Raw genomic sequence first — 20654 nt, forward strand, 5'->3', positions numbered from 1 at the left:
AAATCCTCTCATTGACGTTACTGGAAACATTATTGCGGAGATGAAAGCCCGAGAACATCGAGCATGGAATAAAGGCCGGGTTTCTTGTCCTGCGCCCAGAGCGCGGCCTTGACCGCGCCGCGTGCAAAGATTGAACGGTCGCCGGCGCTATGGGAGAGCGTGACGATCTCGCCTTCGCCAGCCAGCAGAACGGAATGTTCGCCGATGACAGAGCCACCGCGCAGCGTTGCAAAGCCGATCGATCCGGGCGCACGCGCCCCGGTATGTCCGTCGCGCACTTTGACGGCGTTGTCCTTGAGGTCGACGCCACGCCCCTTGGCGGCGGCTTCACCCAGAAGAAGGGCGGTGCCTGAGGGCGCATCGACCTTGTGTTTGTGGTGCATTTCCAGCACTTCGATATCCCAGCCGGAGGCCTCCAGAGCCTTTGCCGCCTGGGCAACCAGAACAGAGAGCAGATTAACACCTAGGCTCATATTACCGGATTTGACGATTCTGGCATGGCGCGCTGCCGCCTCGAACTTCGCCTCATCAACTGGTGAGCATCCCGTGGTGCCGATGATATGAACGATGCGGGCCTGGGCTGCCAAGGCGGCAAATTCCACCGAGGTTTCCGGTCTGGTAAAGTCGATCACCCCATCGGCATTGACGAAGGCGGCCAATGCATCGTCGGTGACGGGAACACCCAGTGGACCGACGCCGGCCAGATCACCGGCATCCCGGCCAATCGAGGCGGAGCCCGGACGACCCACCGCCGCATGCAGCACGGCACCCTGCGTCTCGCAGATGATCCGCACCAGCGCTTGCCCCATGCGTCCGCTGGCGCCAACCACGACCAGCTTCATCGGTCCAGTCTTGATCGGCCCAGCGTTCATCGGATCGGTGTTCAACGCAACTGTCATGCCTCTCTCCGTCCTCATCCGTCCTTCCGCACAGGCTTCGTGCTTACAGTGAAGGGCTTCCATTGGTTGCCTGCATGTTGTTCAGCCGGGCATAAAGCCCTTCCGGCTTTTCCGTCAGCGTCCTGTGGTTGCCCACTTCGACCACCCGGCCATCCTGCATCACGACGATCTTGTCGGCCTTGACCACGGTGGACAGCCTGTGCGCGATGACCACGACGGTCCGCCCGTTCATGGCTTCGTCCAATGCCTTTTGCACGGCGGCCTCCGATTCTGTATCGAGAGCGGATGTTGCTTCGTCCAGAAGCAGGATCGGCGCGTTGCGCACCAGAGCGCGGGCAATCGATAGGCGCTGGCGCTGGCCACCGGACAGCGTCAGGCCGTTTTCACCCACCGGTGTTTCATAGCCATAGGGCTGCGCCAGGATGAAATCATGCGCATGGGCAAGGCGCGCGGCTTCTTCCACGTCGGCATCGGTGGCGTCGGGACGGCCATAACGGATATTGTCGCGGATCGTGCCTTCAAACAGATAGGGATGCTGCGATACATAGGCGATATGCTTGCGCAGCGAGGCCTTGGTCACATCGGCAATGTCCTGCCCGTCGATCAGGATCTGGCCCTGCGGCGGATCGTAGAAGCGCGGGATCAGCGTGATGATCGTCGATTTTCCGGCCCCCGATGGCCCGACCAGTGCGGTGGTCTTGCCGCCTTCGGCCGTGATATCGACGCCCTTCAGAATTTCAGGGCCGTTGCCATAGGCGAAATGAATGTTTTTGAACTCGATACGGGCCTCACTGACCTTCAATTCGCCAGCACCCGGCTTGTCGCGCTGGTGCGGTTGGGTATCGAGGATGGCATAGATCATCCGGGCATTGACCACGGCCCGTTCCATCTGGATCTGCAATTTCGCCAGCCGCTTGGCAGGCTCATAGGCCATCAGCAGGGCGGCGATGAAGGAGAAGAAGGCGCCCGGCAACATGCCACCGGCAATGGTGCGGTAGGAGGCATAGGCAATGACGGCGGCAATGGCGAGACCGGCAAAGCTCTCGGTAATCGGCGAGGTGCGTTCGCTCAAACGGGCGATGCGGTTGGCGCGGCTTTCGGCACTGTCGATAATGCCCTCCACCTTGCGGCCAAGCTCTTCTTCCATGGTGAAGGCCTTGACGACGGCAATGCCCTGGACGCTTTCCTGCATGGCGCCGAGCACCCGGCTGTTGAGCATGACGGAATCCGTGGTCGCCTTGCGCAGCCGCTTGGAAATATAGCGCAGCGAATAGAGAACCGGGGGAGCCACCACAAAGACGATCAGCGTCAGCACCCAGTCCTTGGCGAGCATGACGGCGATCAAGCCGATGAGGCTCAGCAGATCTCGCGCCGTCGAGGTGACGGTCAGGTTCAGGACATCCCTGATCCCATTGACATTCTGGCTGACCTGGGCGGCCAGATGCGCCGAGCGGGCTTCGTTGAAATAGCCCATGGACAGCGTCATCAAGTGGCTGAACAACCGCTTCTGATAACGCGCGACAATATTATTGCCGATCTTGGATAAAGCCACCGCCTGGCCATAGCTGGCAAGGCCACGCAGCGAAAAGGCGACGAAGATCGAGACGCAGATGATCCAGACCAGATCGGCACGCTTGTTGGCGAAGGCCTCGTTGATGACCGTTTCCATGATCCAGGCGGTAAAGGCCGTCGTCAGGGCCACGGTTGCCAGGCAGATGATGGCGAAGACATAGCCGCGCACATGATCACGGCCATTTTCGGCGATGACCCGCTTGAGAACTGCCGTAATGCTTTCCGACGATTCTGGCAGGGAGGTCTTGATGGTGTCGCGCAAGAAATGTCTTTCCCATTCGGTTCGTCATAGCGACCGTCATGGCCGCGCCAGCCGGTCTATAGCCAGTCCGGCTGCTTTTGACCATAGAGCAATGCGCGACGCAATCAACGCTGCCAGCGACGGCCCTCATGCTTCACGCCATAGCTCGACGGCGTGCGGGCATAGGCTGCCAGCCCCGAAAGGGCGGCCTGCGGGTGAATGGCGACAAAGGTGGGAATTGTCTGCATCATCTCCGTATGCGGTGCCTTGTCCTCGAAAGCGGCGCGGAAGACCGGGCTCTTCAGCAGGGGGATGATCTTCTGCGAAATCCCCCCGGACAGGAAAACGCCGCCACGGGCCATGAAAACCAGGGCCATGTCACCGGCAATCCGGCCAAGATAGGTCACGAACAGTGTCATGGTTTCCACGCAGACCGGATCATTGCCCTTCAGGGCATGCTGGGTCACATCGGCTGGATCGGTCCATACAGGCTCAATGCCATCGGCAGCGCAGATGGCATTGTAGAGATGCAGGATGCCGCGCCCGCACAGGATCTGCTCGCCGGAAATCCGGCCTTCGATCCGCTCGATATGCGGAAAAATCTGCCAATCCCGCTCGCTGCGCGGCCCGATATCCACATGGCCGCCTTCGCCTGGAACCGGAAACCAGGTCTGATGGGTATAAAGCAGCCCGCCAACACCAAGCCCGGTGCCGGGTCCCAGAATGACGCGGGAGTTCAGCGAGGTTTCGCTCAAAGGACCGATCGGTTCGCGGTCGTCGCGCCCCAGTGATGCAGCAGCCAGCGCCTGCGCTTCGAAATCATTGACAACAAGCACGTCGTCAAAGCCGAGATCGGCAATCATCGCCTTGGGACGAATGACCCAGGGGCAATTGGTCAGCGGGATTTCGTCATCCTTGATCGGCCCGGCCACAGCCAGAATGGCCGAGCGCGGCTGGAAGCCGGATTTGTCGAGAATGCAATCCTGAATGGCCTGGTCGATGGTCGGGAAATCCGCCGTGTGAATATTGGCAAATTCCTTGGGCGCAGCATGGGCATCCATGAGGATCCAGAAGCGGGCATTGGTGCCGCCGATATCGCCGACAAGAACCGGAAAGGGCATGTGATCATTGTCATGAGGTTTTGGCATTGAAAAATCCATTTCTGGTCACGCGGCTTCGGCCTTGCGGTTTGATATTATTCCGTAATCACGGGCAACAGACGGTCAGCTGTCGCGCGGTTTAGCGCCATCGGTGTATCGTAAAGAATGGCCAGTCGCATCAGCGCCTTGACATCGACGTCATGGGGCATGGGGGTGAGGGGATCGACGAAGAAGATCAGCATGGCGACTTCTTCCTGGGCGATCATCGCACCGATCTGCTGGTCGCCACCCAGAGGGCCGCTTTTCATCCTGAGAACGTCCAGTTTCGGACAGGCGTCCTGCACCCGTGCGCCCGTGGTGCCGGTGGCGACAATCTGCCATTGCTCAAGAAAACTCTGATGATGGCGGGCAAACGCCGCCATCTCGTCCTTCATCTTGTCATGCGCGATCAGCGCAATCTTCTGGCGCTCAGCCATTGGTTCTCCCCTGAGCGTTTAAATCGATTTGCGGATCTCTTATACCAAGCGGCGGGGAATTGAAAAGCCGCCCCCGCCTGATCTTAGGGGCGCGGCGACGGTGATGGAACGTCCTCGCTGGGCAGGTTTGCATCGTCAGGGGTGGCTGACGAGGCTTTCACCGAGGCAGACCCCGGACTGACATAGGCCTTAGCGCCGCCAAAGGTCGCCTGTTTCTCGCTGGCGACAGCCGGAGCCTCCAGCACGGCGGCGCAGGCCTTGGGCAGGTCCGAAACCATCACGGGCCGAGGTGGCGGTGGGGGCTTGGCATTCGGGTCGCGTTTCTTCTGTTCCCACGGTTCCTTGGTAAACCACCAGGCCAGCGATTTGTCGCAGCCGTCGCCGGGGGCAACAGGTGCTTGCGGCTTGCAACCGGCGGCGCCGGGCGGGCAGGAAAGCCGGATATGGAAATGGGCGTCATGGCCATAGATCGGACGGATCTTGCCCATATTGGTCCGGTCGCCTGTCCAGCTTTCGCAGAGTTTCTTCTTGATGGTCGGATTGACGAACAGCCGCTCGACCTGCGGATAGCTGGCCGCCAGCATCAGCAGCCGGGCATGGGTCGGTGTCCAGGTCTGCGGATTGATCGTCAGGAATTTATCCTTCAGGATCATCGAGGTGAAGGGCAGATCCTCGCGCTGCTGCACGGTCAGGCGTTTTGTCGGCATCGGGGTTAGCCAGATATCGGCGTCCAACCCGATCTGGTGGGAGGCATGGCCATTGGCCATCGGCCCGCCGCGCGGCTGGGCGATATCACCAACCAACAAGCCTGGCCAACCGATTTTCGGCGCATCCCGTGACAATTGCTCAATGGTCTGGATCATCGCCGGATTGCCCCAGCGGCGATTGCGCGACAGCCGCATGGCCTGCCAATTCTGCCCATCCGTTGGCAAGGCGACCGCTCCGCTCATGCAGCCCCGCGCATAGGAACCATAGGGCGTGGACGGCCCCGCATTGGGAAGGGTTTCCTGGGGAAAGGCGAGTTTTGCGGGTTGATCCGGCCCGGCCATGGCCATGTCGAGCCCGAGTGAAAGAACCGCCAGCCCGGCTGTCATCGCTCGCAACACTGTTGATCGTCTCGTCAAATTTCACCTCGTCCTTGCGGAATCATCGTCTGCACCGGTATGAAACTAGGGTCTGTCAGGCAAAAGTGGAACCCGGCTTTCCTCAAAACCGAAGAGTTTGTGAGGGTTTGCGTGCCAAAGCCTGTCTTTCGCCCGGTTTTGTCTTAATCCTGTCAGCCAAATCACCACGGCAAGGTTCTCTTTCTCCGCCAGGAATGTGGGACGTCACGCAGGTGGAAAGGCATTTTCGGCCTTTCTGTTGAAATTCGAGGGGGTATTTATGGCTGTCATCCGTGTCGGGGCAAAAATACGCGCATTGTTCTTGGGTCCATTGTTCTTGGGTCTTTGTGCCGCACAGAGCTTGGCCACCCAGGCTTTCGCAGAGGAGTTACAATGGCGCCACGCCATCGGCTTGATCGACGCACCCAAATATCCCGAGGGTTTTCAACGCTTCGACTATGTCAATCCCGATGCGCCGAAGGCGGGTGAATTGAAACTGTCGTCGTTCGGCAGCACCTTCGACACCTTCAATCCGCTCGCGGGCAAGGGGCAGTTGGCAGATGGTGTCCAGGTTCTGCTATCGTCGCCCCCTGGCGCGTCGCTTGTGACCGAAACCCTGCTCAAATCCTCGCTCGATGAGGATGGCGTCAGCTACGGTCTTCTGGCGGAGGCGCTTGCCTATCCCGACGACGTTTCCTATGTGAAATTTCGGCTGCGACGCGAGGCCAAATGGGCGGATGGCCAGCCCGTCACCCCGGATGATGTTGTCTTCAGTTTCGATGCCGTCAAGCAGCTCAATCCGGCGGCTGCGATCTATTATAATCATGTTGTGAAGGCCGAAAAGACCGGTGAACGGGAAGTCACATTCACGTTCGATCAGAAAGGCAACAAGGAACTGCCTTCGATTGTCGGGCAACTCGACGTCGTTCCAAAGCATTGGTGGCAAGCCCAAGGCCCCGATGGCAAGCCGCGTGACATCTCCAAGACGACGCTTGAGCCGATCATGGGGTCTGGTCCCTATCGGATTGCTGGATTTTCGCCGGGCGGATCGGTGCGCTACGAATTGCGGGATGACTATTGGGGCAAGGATATCAACGTCAACATCGGCTACAATAATTTCCGCAGTATATCCTACACCTATTATGCCGATATCAATGTCGCATTCGAAGGTTTCCGTTCTGGCGCGACCGATCTGTGGCTTGAAAATTCCGCCATGCGCTGGACCAAGTCCTACGATTTTCCGGCTGCCGTCCAAGGCAGGATCAAGCGCGAGCAGATCCCGAACGATTACCGCAAAGCCGGCTTGATGATGGGCTTCTTCCTCAATACGCGGCGGGAGCAGTTCAAGGATGTGAATGTCCGCAAGGCGCTGAACTACGCTTTCGATTTCGAGGAACTGAACCGCACGGCGTTTTTCGGGCTCTACAAGCGAATCGACAGCTATTTCTATGGAAATGACCTGGCCTCCAGCGGCTTGCCTGAGGGCAAGGAGTTGGAGATCCTGAACGGCATCAAGCAATATGTGCCGCCGGAGGTGTTCTCCACGGTCTATAAAAATCCGGTCAATGGAGACCCCGCAAAGCAGCGTGACAATCTGCGCATGGCCATTTCGCTTTTCGCCAAGGCAGGCTACGAATTGCGCGGCAACCGGATGGTGTCCAAGGCGACCGGCAAACCGTTCACGTTCGAAATTTTGCTGGATGGTCCGCTCATCGAACGGGTGGCATTGCCCTATGCCAATAATCTGAGGAAAATCGGCATCGAGGTCAATGTTCGAAGCGTCGATTCGTCTCAGTTCACCAGCCGGTTGCGTAGCTTCGATTATGACGCCGTCTATTATGTTGCGGCGCAATCCACCAATCCCGGCAATGAGCAGCGCGATTACTGGGGGTCGGCCAGTGCCGACACCAAGGCTTCGCGCAATTATGCCGGCATTAAAAACCCGGGCATCGATGCCTTGATCGACCAGATTGTCTTTGCGAAAGACCGCGACACTTTGATCGCAACCGCCCACGCCCTCGACAGGCTGCTGCTGGCTGGCGCCTATGTCGTGCCGTCCTACACGCGCGGTGAGGTGTGGTTTGCCTATTGGGACAAGTTTGCCCATCCCCAGGACCTGCCGGAATTTTCCAGTGGTTTCCCCGATATCTGGTGGTCAAAGCAAGCCCCGAACTAACCCTATGCATGACCATGCGGCGGCATAGGCAGTGACAGCCTGCTTTGCAGGCCGCATTTCAGCCGCTACCAATAGGCACGGCGAATCAGCGCCCCAAACTACGGCAAGAGCAATAAAGGACGGATGGATTGGCAAAACGTGATGGCATGGTGAACACGGGAGCGTTCTGCTGATGGGCGCCTATATCCTGCGACGCCTGCTGTTGATGATCCCGACCATGGTCGGCATCATGGGCATTTCCTTCCTGGTCATCCAGTTTGCGCCCGGCGGTCCGGTGGAACAGGTGGTGGCGCAGTTGAGCGGCCAGGGTGACAGCGCCGACCAGCGGCTTTCTGGCGGTGGCGATATCGTCAGCCAGGGCGGCATGGGTGATGGCGGCTCGAACTATCGCGGTGCGCAGGGGCTGGACCCGGACCTGATCAAGAAACTGGAAAAGCAGTTCGGCTTCGACAAGCCGCCGCTTACCCGGTTTCTCGACATGATGTGGAACTATATCCGCTTTGATTTCGGCGAGAGCTTCTTCCGCAACACCTCGGTGATCGACCTGATTGTCGAGAAAATGCCGGTGTCGATTTCGCTCGGCGTCTGGGTTCTGTTGCTGTCCTATGCGATTTCCATACCGCTCGGCATCCGCAAGGCGGTCAAGGACGGCTCGACCTTTGATGTCTGGACCTCCGGCATTGTCGTGGTCGGCTATGCCGTGCCGGGCTTCCTGTTCGGTATTTTGCTGATCGTGCTGTTTGCCGGTGGCTCCTTCTACAATTGGTTTCCGCTGCGTGGCCTGACCTCTGATAATTTCGCCGATCTTAGCTGGTGGCAGAAGATCCTCGATTATTTCTGGCATCTGACCCTGCCGCTGACCGCATTGCTGCTTTCGGCCTTTGCCACCACGACGCTGCTCACCAAGAATTCCTTCATCGACGAGATCAAGAAGCAATATGTGGTGACGGCCCGTGCCAAGGGTCTCAGCGAGCATCGGGTGCTCTATGGCCATGTGTTTCGCAATGCCATGCTGATCGTCATTGCCGGTATTCCCGGCGCTTTCGTCTCGGCCTTCTTCACCGGTTCGTTGCTGATCGAGAATATCTTCTCACTGGATGGCCTGGGGCGTCTCGGCTATCTGTCGATCATCAACCGCGATTATCCGATTGTGTTTGCCACGCTTTATATCTTCTCGCTGCTGGGCCTCGTGGTCAGCCTTGTCTCGGATTTGATCTATACCTGGATTGATCCCCGCATTGATTTTGACCGGAGGGATGTCTGATGGCAGCCGTTCCCGAACACTTGGCCAAACCACCGAAAAAGCCGTTCCTGACCCCGATCAACCGCCGCCGCCTGGAAAACTTCAAGGCCAACCGGCGCGGTTCCTGGTCCTTCTGGATCTTCATGGTGCTGTTCGGGCTTAGCCTCTGCGCCGAGCTGATCGCCAATGACCGGCCGATCATCGCCTCCTACAAGGGCGAGATCCTGTTTCCGGTCGCTATCAACTATCCGGAAGAGAAATTCGGCGGCTTTCTCGCTGTCACCGATTATCGCTCCAGCTTCGTTTCCGACGAGATCAATGCCCATGGCTGGATGATCTGGCCACCGATCCGCTATTCCTATCGCACGGTGAATTCGGAAATCCCGCAATCGGCCCCGACGCCGCCCTTCTGGCTGATGGACGCCAAGCAACGCTGCTCGGCTTACCCCCAGGGTGCGGATGACCCCAATTGCATCATCGGCAACATGAACTGGCTTGGCACCGACGATCAGGCCCGCGATGTCATGGCGCGGATGATTTATGGTTTTCGGATTTCTGTGCTGTTCGGTCTGGCGCTGACGATGATTTCCGCCGTGATCGGCGTGTCCGCCGGTGCGGTGCAAGGCTATTTTGGCGGCAAGACCGATCTGTTGATGCAGCGGTTCATCGAGATCTGGTCGTCGATCCCGCTGCTTTACATCCTGCTGATCATCGCCTCGCTGCTGCCGCCGGGATTTTTCATTCTGTTGGGCATCATGCTGCTGTTCACCTGGGTGCATTTCGTCGGTATCGTACGGGCGGAGTTTTTGCGGGCCAGAAACTTCGAATATGTCAACGCCGCCCGGGCGCTTGGTGTCGGCAATTGGACCATCATGCGCCGCCATCTGCTGCCCAATGCCATGGTGGCGACCTTGACCTTCCTGCCCTTCATCCTGTCGGGATCGATCACCACCCTGACCTCGCTGGATTTCCTTGGCCTCGGCATGCCGCCCGGCTCGCCTTCGCTGGGTGAGCTGATTGCCCAGGGCAAGCGCAATCTGCAAGCGCCCTGGCTGGGGCTGACGGCCTTCTTCACCATGGCGATCATGCTGTCCCTGCTGATTTTCGTCGGCGAGGCGGTGCGCGATGCCTTTGATCCGAGGAAGACCTTCAAATGAGCGCGCCTCTTCTCTCCGTTCGCGATCTATCGGTCGCCTTTCATCAAGGCGAAAGCCAGAGCCTTGCCGTTGATCATGTGAGTTTCGACATCGCACCGGGTGAAATCCTGGCGCTGGTGGGTGAATCCGGCTCCGGCAAATCGGTGTCGGCTGCCTCGATCCTCAAACTCCTGCCTTATCCCGCTGCCAGCCATCCCTCCGGCCAGATCCTGTTTGACGGGCGGGATCTGATGACCCTGTCGGAACCGGCTTTGCGGGGGGTGCGCGGCAATGACATCACCATGATCTTCCAGGAGCCGATGACCTCGCTCAACCCGCTGCACAGCATCGAGCAGCAGATTGGCGAGATCCTGGAACTCCATCAGTCGCTGACCGGTGACACCGCTCGCAAGCGGACGCTGGAACTGCTGCTTCAGGTCGGCATTCGCGAGCCGGAAAAGCGGCTCTCGGCCTTTCCGCATGAATTGTCCGGCGGCCAGCGTCAGCGGGTGATGATTGCCATGGCGCTTGCCAATCGGCCAAAGCTGCTGGTGGCCGATGAGCCGACCACGGCGCTGGATGTGACGGTACAGGCGCAGATCCTCGAGCTTTTGGCCGGGCTGAAGCGTGAGCATGGCATGTCCATGCTGTTTATCACCCATGATCTCGGCATTGTCCGTAAATTCGCCGACCGCGTTTGTGTGATGACCGGCGGTAAAATCGTTGAAAGCGGCCCGGTCGAGTCGATCTTCGCCAATCCGCAACATGCCTATACCAGGAAATTGCTGGCATCCGAGCCGCGTGGTGTGCCGCCGGAAACCGATCTGGCAAAACCTGTGGTGATGGAAGGGCAGGAAATCCGTGTCTGGTTCCCGATCAAGGCCGGATTTTTGCGCCGCGTGGTGGACAATGTGAAGGCGGTGGACGGTGTCGATCTGACGCTGCGCGCCGGACAGACGCTTGGCGTGGTCGGTGAATCCGGCTCCGGCAAGACCACGCTGGGGCTGGCGCTGGCGCGGTTGATCTCGTCCGAGGGCCGGATTGGCTTTCTCGGCAAGAATATCGATGGCTATTCATTCAAGCAGATGCGACCGCTGCGCGACCGTTTGCAAGTGGTGTTCCAGGACCCGTTCGGGGCGCTCAGCCCACGCATGTCGGTGGGTGACATCATTGCCGAAGGCCTGCGAGTGCATGAACGGAGCCTGTCGGCAGCAGAGCGCGACAGCCGGGTCTGCTGGGCGCTGGAGGAAGTCGGGTTGGATATCACCACCCGCTGGCGCTATCCGCATGAATTTTCGGGCGGCCAGCGGCAGCGGATCGCTATTGCCCGTGCCATGGTGCTGAAACCGCGCTTCGTGATGCTGGATGAGCCGACCTCGGCGCTGGATATGACTGTGCAGGCGCAAGTGGTCGACCTGTTGCGCGATTTGCAGAGCCGCCATGACCTCGCCTATCTGTTCATCAGCCACGACCTGAAGGTGGTGAAGGCGCTGGCCAATGACATCATCGTCATGCGATCAGGAAAAGTTGTCGAGCAGGGACCGGCGCAGGAGGTTTTCACTGCGCCGAAACAGGATTATACCAAGGCGCTTCTGGCTGCCGCATTCGACCTCAAGGCCATGAATATCGGTGGCATCAGCCAATAATATCAGCCTTCTGCAAGGATGCCCCCGCATGTTCCCCAAGCCTCCCGTGGTGATCGACCTCAAGTTTTCACGCGCCGCCATGCAGGCCGCGCTGGCCGGGGCCTTTCCGGACCGTGAGGTGATCGATCTCGGTGATCCCGAGAACGCTGACAGGGACCTGTCGGCAGCAGCCTACGCGGTGTTGTGGAAGCCGGAGCCATCGCTGTTTACTCGCGCTTCGGGTCTCAAAGTCCTGTTTTCCGGTGGCGCCGGTGTCGATCACGTCCTGACCCTGCCGGGACTTCCCGGCTTGCCGATCGTGCGCTTCGTTGACCGCAGCCTGACGGACCGGATGAGCGAATGGGTGGTGCTGAACTGTCTCTATCACTTGCGCCATATGGGCCAATATCTCAGGCAGCAGCGCGATAAGGTCTGGAATGAGCTGGATCTCCAGCCGGAAGCCCGCGATGTTACCGTCGGCGTCATGGGGTTGGGTGTTCTGGGCCAGGATGCGGCGCGCAAACTGAAGGTGATGGGATTTGACGTGATCGGCTGGTCGCGGCGCAGACGCGAGATCGACGGGATCGACACCTATGACGAGGCGCGGATCGATGAGTTCCTGGCCCGCACCGATATCCTTGTCGGCCTCCTGCCGCTGACCCCGGAAACCCGGGGCCTCTACGATAGCAGCCTGTTTTCAAGGCTGCGACAGGGCGGAGCGCTGGGCAAGCCGGTGTTTCTCAATGCGGGTCGCGGTGGAAGCCAGGTGGAAGTGGACGTCATCGCCGCCTTGCAGAAAGGCGTACTGGGTGGCGCATCGCTTGATGTGTTTGAAAAAGAACCGCTGGCAACGGATAGCCCGCTATGGACCATGGAGAATGTCCTCGTGACCCCTCATGCCGCAGCGGCATCGGATGTGCGGGCGCTGTTTGTCCATGTGGAGACGCAGATTGCCCGGTATGAGGACGGTGAGGCGCTGGAGCATGTCGTGGACCGTTCGGCGGGGTATTGATCCCGGAACCTTTGCCGTGTCGGTACGTTGGCCTTCATGAGTGTTTACGCTTATGCGTATAAAACAGATGGAGGCTCTCCGCATGGCAGAACCAGGCAATTTCGACCCCGCTGATAGAAACCTGAATACGACCCCCGAAACGCCGGGAGCAGAACGCCCGCTGGAGCCGACCGAGGCGCGGCAGGGCTTTCGCGGGAAACCTGTGCTGATCGTTCTGCTGGCAGGATTGGTTCTGGCGCTGGTTGCGTGGATACCGGCGGAATGGTGGGGGCAGAAAATTGCACCTTCGACCGATCCGGCCACAGAAACGACGCGCCCGACCACCGCTCCCCAGCAGCCGAGCCAACCAAGCACAACACCTTAATAGCGATAGACGGGCCCCTGATGGCGGGAGCGGGTGCAGTAGGACAATAATGAAGTTTCCGGCCACTGGACTTTGGTCACAGTTTTTTCGATAAGGTTGGCCCGGAAAAGACCAAAGCCATAAGGCTATGGTCGAAATGGTGCGGCCAAAACCAGGCCGATGGCAGGCGGCGAGGACGAATGGCAAAGGCGGATATTGCACGGCGGGTGTATAACCATGCCTGGAAGCTCGACCCTATCGTGCGCAGCCTGCTCGATACCGATTTCTATAAGCTGTTGATGTTGCAGATGATCTGGAAACTCTATCCGGATGTCGATGTGACATTCACGCTGATCAACCGCACGACAAAGGTACGCATCGCCGACGAGATCGACGAGGCGGAATTGCGCGCCCAGCTCGACCACGTCCGCACAATTGGCATCAGCAAAAAAGAACTGATCTGGCTGGCAGGCAATAGTTTCTATGGCCGCACCCAGATTTTTGAACCAGAGTTTCTGGCCTGGCTGTCAACAATCCGTCTGCCACCGTACGAGCTATCCAAGCGCGATGGCCAATATGAACTGACCTTCCGCGGGCGATGGATGGAAACCACGCTCTGGGAAATCCCGGCTCTGGCAATTATCAATGAATTGCGTTCGCGAGCTGCGCTGAAATCACTTGGTTATTTTACGCTGGATGTTATCTACGCCCGTGCCAAGGCGAAGATGTGGGAAAAGGTCGAGCGGCTGAAGCAATTGCCGGGCCTGCGGATTTCCGATTTCGGTACCCGCCGTCGCCATAGCTTCCTGTGGCAAAGGTGGTGTGTGGAAGCGTTGAAGGAAGGTATTGGCGAAGCCTTTACCGGCACCAGCAATGTATTGCTGGCTATGGATTCGGATCTGGAAGCCGTTGGCACCAATGCCCATGAATTGCCGATGGTGGCGGCGGCCTTGGCGAAGACCGAGGCCGACCTGGCCAATGCACCCTATAAGGTGCTTCAGGACTGGAACACACTCTATAACGGCAATCTGCTGATTGTTTTGCCCGATGCCTTCGGTACCTCGGCTTTCCTGCGCGATGCGCCGCCCTGGGTGGCGGATTGGACGGGTTTTCGCCCCGACAGCGCCCCACCGATTGAGGGCGGCGAGAGGATCATTGCCTGGTGGGAAAAGATGGGCCGCGATCCGCGCCAGAAACTGCTGATCTTTTCCGATGGGCTGGATGTGGACGCCATCATTGACACTTACCGTCATTTTGAAGGCCGGGTGCGAATGAGCTTTGGCTGGGGCACCAACCTCACCAATGATTTCATCGGCTGCGCACCCCATGACATTGCCGGGCTAAAGCCGATTTCCATCGTCTGCAAGATCACCGAAGCCAATGGCCGTCCCGCCGTCAAACTCTCCGACAATCCCTTGAAGGCAACGGGCGAACCCGCCGAAGTCGAACGCTACCTGAAATTCTTCGGGTCCGAGGACCGTGTGGAGCACGCCGTCAAGGTGTAAAGCCTGCGTCGAAGGGTCAGGAAATTTCGTTTTCGGCGAGCCAGCTTTCGAGCGCCGCGATGGCTTTCAGCCTCAATGCGGCTTTGCGTGCCAGAGCCTTTAACAGGCTCCTGTCATTGGCGCCAAAACCGAGTTCCTGCATCACCTCGCCCGGCTTCAGCCGCCGCCGCGCCATGATCGTTTCAATGCGGATAATCGTCTCCGGCAAGAGATAGCGGCCATTGGCAATCGGGCTGGCGGCAGATTTTTGCACGGACATGGTTGACCGCGACACAGCGCTTTCCAGTGCCTCGCCATTTTCCTGGGCCGCCAGCCAGGCGATAAACGCCCGTCGCTCCTCCAAACTCGCCTTTTTCCAGGAGTTTTTCAGCTTCTCCAACCGGCTGCGTTGCGGCCGCAGCCCCGCCACTTCAAGCGCGACCCGCAGAGAACCAATACGGCCCGCTAAAAAATCACTGTAAATGCCGGGAAACATTGCGCGGAGACGCTCGACCTCCGCAGCTTTCATCTGTTTTTCTGCTTTCGCCATCGTCCGATCACCACTGCTTTTTCGAAGCGGTGTATCCGGGTTCAGACCGTAAGGCGAGCTGGAAAGCGGGTTTGTCATCGTTGAATGACAGGGTTCGGCGTGGCTGTGGCTGTCTCAGCGGGGTGCAGGGCAAGCCGGTTTGACAGGATAGCCGTTTATAGCGCACCCGTCGTTAAGACGGTGCGTACCGTGCTGTCGTCAGTGTCCCAAATCTCCTGCACTTTTGAGAGGGCCACCGGTGCTGTCGCGATCTTTAATCCTGCGGGCCTTGCCGCCTGAAGCAATTCACCGATCGTCTGGATCATTCGGTTCCTTGGTACACTGCCGATACCGCTTCCCATGAGCTCGATGGCGGAGGATCGTAACACGGCAGCTGGTAGTGAGATTTGACCTCCGCTGACAGCGCCAACCTGGACAAAGCGAAGAGGCACGGCATTGGCCTTTGCCGCCGCGTCAAGCAATAATTCCGCGCTCTGACCCCAAAGATAATCCAGAACGACATTCACTCCGTCTGCAAACTGCGCTTTGAAACTTGCCGCCAGAGCCTCCTCATCTTGCAACAGGGAAATTGTCACGTCTGCACCAAGCGCTGACAGTGATTGCAGAGCCTGAGGATTTCGCCCTGTGGCGATGACTTTCTTCGCACCAAGATGCTTGGCAATCTGCACGGCAAGCCGTCCAGCAATGCCTGTTGCGCCATTGATCAGCACGGTCTCTCCAGCAATCAACTTTGCTCTTTCACGATAAGCCATCCATGACGACATGCCTGGATTGACGATTGCGGCGGCAGTGATGTCGTCCAGATCGTCGGGGACGGCAAGGCATTGGACGGAGGCAACGACAGTCTTCTCGGCCATGCTACCAAATGGTGCTTTCGGCAGGGCGAAATAAACTCGCTCCCCATTCTCTTTACGCCCGACGCCATCTATTCCGGTAATAAAGGGGAAGCTTCCCGATGAGCTGTAATGCGTGCCGGAAGCACGACTTTTAACGAGATGGCTAAGCGCTGCGGCCGAGACCGTGATGAGGGTTTCGCCCGTCTGCGCAACAGGTTCTTCAAAGTCGCCATAAAGAGGCGTCTGTTTGGCTCCGTATACAATAGCGGCTTTCACGGTCTCTTCCTTTTCATGGGAGATTTAATGTGTAATATGCACATAAATGGAGATCTCATCGATGTCAATAAAAAGCGTGCAAAATACACACAATGATGAGCGCCTTCGTACGCTTCATATGTCCCTGCTCGATATCGTGGCTGTGATGAACCGCCCGCAGCGCGATGAAATCCTGATCAAGGCAGCGGGCATCCCTCTGGATCGGGCGCTGTTTCCATTGCTTGTCAATATAGAGAGATTCGGCCCTATCGGTGTGGTGGAGCTTGCCGACCGCAATGGGCGCGATTATACCACCGTCAGCAGGCAGGTGGCCAAGCTTGAAAACCTCGGCCTTGTGGAGCGTCGCGCCAGTACAGCCGATCGCCGCATACGCGAGGCTGTTATTACTGCGAAAGGCAAGGCAATGACCGACCTTGTCGACACAGCCCGCGAAAAAATCGGCCACGCCATTTTCGCCAACTGGGAAGATCGCGATATAGAAGATCTCGTGCGATTGACACGGAAGTTTGCAGATGCCGTGAAGGAAGAGCCGGTGATCGATCCCTAATTGGGACTATCATCCAGTTTCACCAAAAGAGGCTCATTGACGAGCGTCCTAGCAATGAACATGGAGTGACAATGGCGGACAGGGAGGGATTCGAACCCTCGGTACGCTTTCACGCACACACGCGTTCCAGGCGTGCGCCTTAAACCACTCGGCCACCTGTCCGTTTTTCGAAAAGCTTGCTGCTGGGCAGCTTGACCGTTCGGGCGGGACATATATCAAGGATTCGGCGGCGATCAACCCAAATCTGACAGTTTTTCGACAAAGCCTCGGAAATCTTTTGTCAGGCCCCAGATTGCGTGCTTGGGCTTACAGCGCGGAGCGCCCTATATGGCGCACAAAGCTTCGCTGTCGCTGTTTAAATCTGTTGCATAATTTTCTCTTTAAACCGATTCCGGTTTAAAGAATTATGCAGTAGACGAGCGGTCCTGTAAAAGCGGGAGCGAGTGAGATGGAAGGGGAAGTGGAAGGTGATGATCCGGTTTTTACTGCGCATTCTCAGCTTCATCATGCTGGTCCTTGCCATCGTAGCGGGGACGACCGATGCCATAGAGTCCGTCGCTTCCTCTGATGTCGTGACGACGGGTTTCGGTTCGCTTTGGGCCGATATCGGCCCGGCAAGCCTTGCCGTGGTCAAGCAGGCAATCACCGCTCACATCAGCAGCGACGCTTTGCAGCTTGCGGATAAAGGCATATTGCAGCAACCGGCTTTTGCGGTTTTTCTGACCATGGCTCTTTTGCTGTGGATCGCCGGCTATAAACGGCGGTCGCCTGCCGGGCGGTTTGCAGCCTGATATTCCGATCTACTGCATAATTCCTTAAATCGGAATCGATTTAAGGAATTATGCAGTAGATTTAAAGTGTTACAGCGTCCTTTGTGCGTTTTATAAAACGCACGGCGCTGTAATGCACGCTCCCGGTCTATGACGTCGGTAATACCTATCGCTCTGAGGTGTATTCTGGCGTCATGTGGATTTAGAGCTGTAAAAGGCTGGTTGCGGAGAGACGTTTGCCGTAAAAACTACTCGGGCGGGTCCGTTTTATGACGCCGAGGTAGGCCATCAGCGCTGTTTGCCAAACAACACCTGTGGTTAAAACGGGCTGTGCTATACAGACGCGAGCCGCCTGTCGGCTAAAAATACAGCAAACAAGCCGTTGATGCGGCTTGTTTTTCGTCTTTCAGCTTTAAAAAACAGCAGTCCTGTTAATATTTACCAGTTGAAAAAAATCTGGTGAATTTTTTGGAAAGCCGTGCAAGGATGCGGCCCAGCCGAACCTAAGAGGGGGCGGGCTGGCCGTGGTGACGTAATTCTCCGTCGCGCATGGAAAGCCTATAAAGAACAACACAAGCAACATCAGGGCTGCACAATGAAGAAATCCCTAATCACGCTGTTTGCCATGGCCGCCATGTCGGCCTCGGCGCTCGCTGCCGACATCAAGCCGGCGCTCGTCTATGGCACCGGCGGCAAGTTCGACAAATCCTTCAACGAGGCAGCATTCAACGGCGCGGACAAGTTCGAGAAGGAAACCGGCATCAAGTTCCGGGATTTCGAACCGACCAGCGATACCCAGGGCGAGCAGGCGATCCGCAACTTTGCCTCCAAGGGCTTCAGCCCGATTGTCGCGGTATCCTTCGCCTGGACCTCGGCTATGGAAAAGGTCGCGACCGAATTTCCAGAAACCAAATTCGTGATCGTCGATTCGGTCGTGGATAAGCCGAATGTTCGCTCCGTCGTCTTCCGTGAAGAAGAAGGCTCCTATCTGGTTGGCTTGCTGGCCGGCATGGCGTCCAAAACCGGCAAAGTCAGCTTTGTCGGCGGCATGGACATTCCGCTGATCCGCAAATTCGAATGCGGCTATGAGCAGGGCGCACGCGCTGCCAATCCGAAGATCCAAGTGTTGCAGAACATGGTTGGCACGACAGGTGCGGCCTGGAACGATCCGGTCCGCGCTGGCGAGTTGACCAAGAACCAGATGGACCAGGGCTCCGACGTGATCTATGCAGCGGCTGGTGCATCCGGCATGGGCGTATTGCAGACGGCAGCCGATGCCAAGAAGCTGTCGATCGGCGTCGATTCCAACCAGAACCATCTGCATCCGGGTTCCGTGCTGACCTCGATGGTCAAGCGCGTCGATCTTGCTGTCTATAACGCCTATGCCGATGCCAAGGCTGACAAGTTCAAGCCTGGCCTCGAAGTGCTTGGCGTCAAGGAAGACGGCGTAATGGCAGCGCTCGACGACAACAACAAGGCGTTGATTACACCGGAAATGAAGGCGGCTGTCGAAAAGGCACGCGCCGATATCATTGCTGGCACAGTCAAGGTTCATGATTACATGGCAGACAATTCCTGCCCGAAGTGATCTGAAACGAGGGCGCGGGCGGCATTCCGCCTCGCGCCCTTTTCATGTCCGTTAGAGCGCTTCCGCTTTTCGTCGAACAGCGAAAATTCTCTCTTTTTTTGCATTTCCGGACGCAAAACGGCTTCGCACCTTTGCTGGAAATACTCTCTCCGGAGTTTTGCACGTGGCCCAAACCCCTGCGATTGAACTCATCGGGATCGATAAGAAATTCGGTCCGGTTCATGCCAACAAGAATATCAACCTGACAGTGGCCAAGGGCTCGATCCATGGCATTATCGGTGAAAACGGTGCCGGGAAATCGACGCTGATGTCGATCCTCTATGGGTTTTACCAGGCAGATGGCGGCGAGATTAAAATCGGCGGCCAGGCCACGATCATTAAGGACAGTCAGGCGGCCATTTCAAGCGGCATCGGCATGGTGCATCAGCATTTCATGCTGGTTGAAAATTTTACCGTGCTGGAAAATGTCATGCTGGGTGCCGAAGGTGGCGCTTTGCTGGCCAAGGGAACGGCAGCGGCCCGCGCCTCCCTGAAACAGCTGGAAACGGATTACGGGCTGGATGTCGATCCCGATGCCGTGGTCGAGGAATTGCCGGTCGGTCGCCAGCAGCGGGTTGAAATTCTGAAAGCGCTGTATCGCGGTGCCGATATTCTCATTCTCGATGAGCCGACGGGAGTGCTGACGCCGGCCGAGGCTGATCATCTGTTCAAGATCCTGCGCGTGCTACGCGATCAGGGCAAGACAGTTATCCTGATTACCCACAAACTGCGGGAAATCATGGCGATTACCGATACGGTTTCCGTCATGCGGCGCGGCGAAATCGTTGCCACCCGCAAGACGGCGGAGACATCAGTGGAAGAATTGGCGGAGCTGATGGTTGGCCGCCGGGTGCTGCTGCGGGTCGACAAGCAGCCTGCACAGCCGCGAGACGTTCTGCTGTCGGTGCGCAACCTGACCGTCAAGGACAGTCGCGGCGTCATCATGGTCGATGATGTGTCCTTCGATGTGCGCGAAGGTGAGATTGTCGGCATTGCTGGCGTAGCAGGCAATGGCCAGAGCGAATTGCTGGAAGCGATCACCGGCATTCGCAAGCCGGTGTCAGGCGAGATCCTCATCGCGGGCAAATTGGTGACCGGTTATGATCCGGCTCGATTGAGAGATCTTGGGCTTGCCCATATCCCTGAAGATCGCCATCACATGGGCCTCGTCCTGCCCTTTGAGGAAAGCCAGAACGCTATTCTTGGCTATCACCGCGACGAGCGCTATGGAAAGGGCATGTTTCTCGATCCGAAGGCGATCCGCGCCGCTGCCGAGGTCGAGATTGCCAAATATGACATCCGCCCACCCAATCCCCGCTTGAAGACTGCCAATTTCTCCGGTGGCAATCAGCAGAAGATTGTCGTTGCCCGCGAGATCGAGCGCGACCCGAACGTGCTGATTATCGGCCAGCCGACCCGTGGCGTCGATATCGGCGCCATCGAATTCATTCACCGGCGGATCGTCGAAACCCGTGACAAGGGCAAGGCGCTGCTGCTGGTCTCGGTGGAACTGGATGAAATCCGCTCCCTGTCCGACCGCATCCTGGTGATGTTCGCCGGCAAGGTGGTGGGCGAAAAGACGGCAGATGCCGATGAACAGACGCTGGGCCTGATGATGGCCGGCATTGCCGCTTGAGG

At 57.9% G+C, this 20654-nt stretch carries 18 protein-coding genes and 1 tRNA gene; 11 read left to right on the top strand and 8 right to left on the bottom strand.

Annotation, left to right across the window (positions count from 1 at the left end; all coding sequences use genetic code 11):
• Window positions 1-29: 29 nt before the first annotated feature.
• From dapB to mepA, 5 genes are all read right to left on the bottom strand, one after another.
• Window positions 30-842, bottom strand: coding sequence for a 4-hydroxy-tetrahydrodipicolinate reductase (gene dapB, locus FS819_RS16980; RefSeq protein ID WP_156549408.1), 813 nt, complete (start codon window positions 840-842; stop codon window positions 30-32).
• A gap of 100 nt (window positions 843-942) precedes the next feature.
• Entirely contained in the window at window positions 943-2733 is a 1791-nt protein-coding gene (locus FS819_RS16985) for an ABC transporter ATP-binding protein (protein ID WP_156549047.1), read from the bottom strand.
• A gap of 104 nt (window positions 2734-2837) precedes the next feature.
• Window positions 2838-3860: a glucokinase gene (locus tag FS819_RS16990; RefSeq protein WP_156549048.1), complete on the bottom strand. Its 1023-nt coding sequence runs from the start codon at window positions 3858-3860 to the stop codon at window positions 2838-2840.
• Window positions 3861-3907: 47 nt separating this feature from the next.
• The gene (locus FS819_RS16995) at window positions 3908-4288 is read right to left on the bottom strand and encodes a methylglyoxal synthase (protein WP_070163966.1); all 381 of its coding nucleotides are present in this window, start codon (window positions 4286-4288) and stop codon (window positions 3908-3910) included.
• Window positions 4289-4371: 83 nt separating this feature from the next.
• Window positions 4372-5382: a penicillin-insensitive murein endopeptidase gene (mepA, locus tag FS819_RS17000; protein ID WP_156549410.1), complete on the bottom strand. Its 1011-nt coding sequence runs from the start codon at window positions 5380-5382 to the stop codon at window positions 4372-4374.
• Window positions 5383-5671: 289 nt separating this feature from the next.
• Between mepA and FS819_RS17005 the strand changes: the two genes are divergently transcribed.
• The 7 genes from FS819_RS17005 (at window position 5672) to pncB (ending at window position 14431) form a co-directional block, all read left to right on the top strand.
• Window positions 5672-7567: an extracellular solute-binding protein gene (locus tag FS819_RS17005; RefSeq protein ID WP_197434080.1), complete on the top strand. Its 1896-nt coding sequence runs from the start codon at window positions 5672-5674 to the stop codon at window positions 7565-7567.
• A 172-nt stretch (window positions 7568-7739) separates the two neighbouring features.
• Entirely contained in the window at window positions 7740-8831 is a 1092-nt protein-coding gene (locus FS819_RS17010) for a microcin C ABC transporter permease YejB (RefSeq protein ID WP_012654685.1), read from the top strand.
• Window positions 8831-9967, top strand: coding sequence for an ABC transporter permease (locus tag FS819_RS17015; RefSeq protein ID WP_156549050.1), 1137 nt, complete (start codon window positions 8831-8833; stop codon window positions 9965-9967). The genes FS819_RS17010 and FS819_RS17015 overlap by 1 nt, the downstream gene beginning before the upstream one ends.
• The gene (locus tag FS819_RS17020) at window positions 9964-11592 is read left to right on the top strand and encodes an ABC transporter ATP-binding protein (RefSeq protein ID WP_156549051.1); all 1629 of its coding nucleotides are present in this window, start codon (window positions 9964-9966) and stop codon (window positions 11590-11592) included. The genes FS819_RS17015 and FS819_RS17020 overlap by 4 nt, the downstream gene beginning before the upstream one ends.
• Window positions 11593-11620: 28 nt before the next feature.
• Complete coding sequence (locus FS819_RS17025) at window positions 11621-12583, top strand: 2-hydroxyacid dehydrogenase (RefSeq protein WP_156549053.1); 963 nt, start codon at window positions 11621-11623, stop codon at window positions 12581-12583.
• 82 nt (window positions 12584-12665) lie between these two features.
• The gene (locus tag FS819_RS17030; RefSeq protein WP_156549055.1) at window positions 12666-12947 is read left to right on the top strand and encodes a hypothetical protein; all 282 of its coding nucleotides are present in this window, start codon (window positions 12666-12668) and stop codon (window positions 12945-12947) included.
• Window positions 12948-13126: 179 nt separating this feature from the next.
• Window positions 13127-14431 carry a nicotinate phosphoribosyltransferase gene (pncB, locus tag FS819_RS17035; protein WP_156549057.1) on the top strand — a complete coding sequence of 435 codons (1305 nt, stop codon included), beginning with the start codon at window positions 13127-13129 and terminating at the stop codon, window positions 14429-14431.
• 16 nt (window positions 14432-14447) lie between these two features.
• Here the strand turns inward: pncB and FS819_RS17040 are convergent, their stop codons facing one another.
• Together FS819_RS17040 and FS819_RS17045 are read right to left on the bottom strand one after the other, a co-directional pair.
• Window positions 14448-14960 (bottom strand): hypothetical protein, encoded by a 513-nt coding sequence (locus FS819_RS17040; protein ID WP_194417161.1) that lies wholly within the window; start codon window positions 14958-14960, stop codon window positions 14448-14450.
• A 155-nt stretch (window positions 14961-15115) separates the two neighbouring features.
• Window positions 15116-16072 (bottom strand): quinone oxidoreductase family protein, encoded by a 957-nt coding sequence (locus FS819_RS17045; RefSeq protein WP_194417160.1) that lies wholly within the window; start codon window positions 16070-16072, stop codon window positions 15116-15118.
• Window positions 16073-16133: 61 nt separating this feature from the next.
• Here FS819_RS17045 and FS819_RS17050 point away from each other — a divergent pair, with 61 nt between their 5' ends.
• The gene (locus tag FS819_RS17050) at window positions 16134-16619 is read left to right on the top strand and encodes a MarR family winged helix-turn-helix transcriptional regulator (protein WP_156549059.1); all 486 of its coding nucleotides are present in this window, start codon (window positions 16134-16136) and stop codon (window positions 16617-16619) included.
• 72 nt (window positions 16620-16691) lie between these two features.
• Here FS819_RS17050 and FS819_RS17055 read toward each other — a convergent pair.
• A tRNA-Ser gene (locus FS819_RS17055) sits at window positions 16692-16781 on the bottom strand.
• 308 nt (window positions 16782-17089) lie between these two features.
• On the opposite strand from FS819_RS17055, the gene FS819_RS17060 reads away from it, so the two are divergent.
• The 3 genes from FS819_RS17060 (at window position 17090) to FS819_RS17070 (ending at window position 20652) form a co-directional block, all read left to right on the top strand.
• Window positions 17090-17410 (top strand): hypothetical protein, encoded by a 321-nt coding sequence (locus FS819_RS17060; protein WP_156549061.1) that lies wholly within the window; start codon window positions 17090-17092, stop codon window positions 17408-17410.
• A 574-nt stretch (window positions 17411-17984) separates the two neighbouring features.
• Complete coding sequence (locus FS819_RS17065) at window positions 17985-18977, top strand: BMP family lipoprotein (RefSeq protein ID WP_156549063.1); 993 nt, start codon at window positions 17985-17987, stop codon at window positions 18975-18977.
• A gap of 163 nt (window positions 18978-19140) precedes the next feature.
• Entirely contained in the window at window positions 19141-20652 is a 1512-nt protein-coding gene (locus FS819_RS17070; RefSeq protein ID WP_234624735.1) for an ABC transporter ATP-binding protein, read from the top strand.
• Window positions 20653-20654: the final 2 nt, after the last annotated feature.

The organism is Allorhizobium sp. Av2 (assembly GCF_021462805.2).
GTDB lineage: Bacteria > Pseudomonadota > Alphaproteobacteria > Rhizobiales > Rhizobiaceae > Allorhizobium > Allorhizobium vitis_G.

Excerpts from the sequence above, each read along its gene's own strand:
- FS819_RS17020 (WP_156549051.1), top strand. The coding sequence starts at position 9,964 with ATGAGCGCGCCTCTTCTCTCCGTTCGCGATCTATCGGTCGCCTTTCAT.
- FS819_RS17010 (WP_012654685.1), top strand. The coding sequence starts at position 7,740 with ATGGGCGCCTATATCCTGCGACGCCTGCTGTTGATGATCCCGACCATG.
- pncB (WP_156549057.1), top strand. The coding sequence starts at position 13,127 with ATGGCAAAGGCGGATATTGCACGGCGGGTGTATAACCATGCCTGGAAG.
- mepA (WP_156549410.1), bottom strand. The coding sequence starts at position 5,382 with ATGACAGCCGGGCTGGCGGTTCTTTCACTCGGGCTCGACATGGCCATG.
- FS819_RS16990 (WP_156549048.1), bottom strand. The coding sequence starts at position 3,860 with ATGCCAAAACCTCATGACAATGATCACATGCCCTTTCCGGTTCTTGTC.
- FS819_RS17025 (WP_156549053.1), top strand. The coding sequence starts at position 11,621 with ATGTTCCCCAAGCCTCCCGTGGTGATCGACCTCAAGTTTTCACGCGCC.
- FS819_RS16995 (WP_070163966.1), bottom strand. The coding sequence starts at position 4,288 with ATGGCTGAGCGCCAGAAGATTGCGCTGATCGCGCATGACAAGATGAAG.
- FS819_RS17030 (WP_156549055.1), top strand. The coding sequence starts at position 12,666 with ATGGCAGAACCAGGCAATTTCGACCCCGCTGATAGAAACCTGAATACG.
- FS819_RS17015 (WP_156549050.1), top strand. The coding sequence starts at position 8,831 with ATGGCAGCCGTTCCCGAACACTTGGCCAAACCACCGAAAAAGCCGTTC.
- FS819_RS17005 (WP_197434080.1), top strand. The coding sequence starts at position 5,672 with ATGGCTGTCATCCGTGTCGGGGCAAAAATACGCGCATTGTTCTTGGGT.
- dapB (WP_156549408.1), bottom strand. The coding sequence starts at position 842 with ATGAAGCTGGTCGTGGTTGGCGCCAGCGGACGCATGGGGCAAGCGCTG.
- FS819_RS17065 (WP_156549063.1), top strand. The coding sequence starts at position 17,985 with ATGAAGAAATCCCTAATCACGCTGTTTGCCATGGCCGCCATGTCGGCC.
- FS819_RS17050 (WP_156549059.1), top strand. The coding sequence starts at position 16,134 with ATGTCAATAAAAAGCGTGCAAAATACACACAATGATGAGCGCCTTCGT.
- FS819_RS17060 (WP_156549061.1), top strand. The coding sequence starts at position 17,090 with ATGATCCGGTTTTTACTGCGCATTCTCAGCTTCATCATGCTGGTCCTT.
- FS819_RS17040 (WP_194417161.1), bottom strand. The coding sequence starts at position 14,960 with ATGGCGAAAGCAGAAAAACAGATGAAAGCTGCGGAGGTCGAGCGTCTC.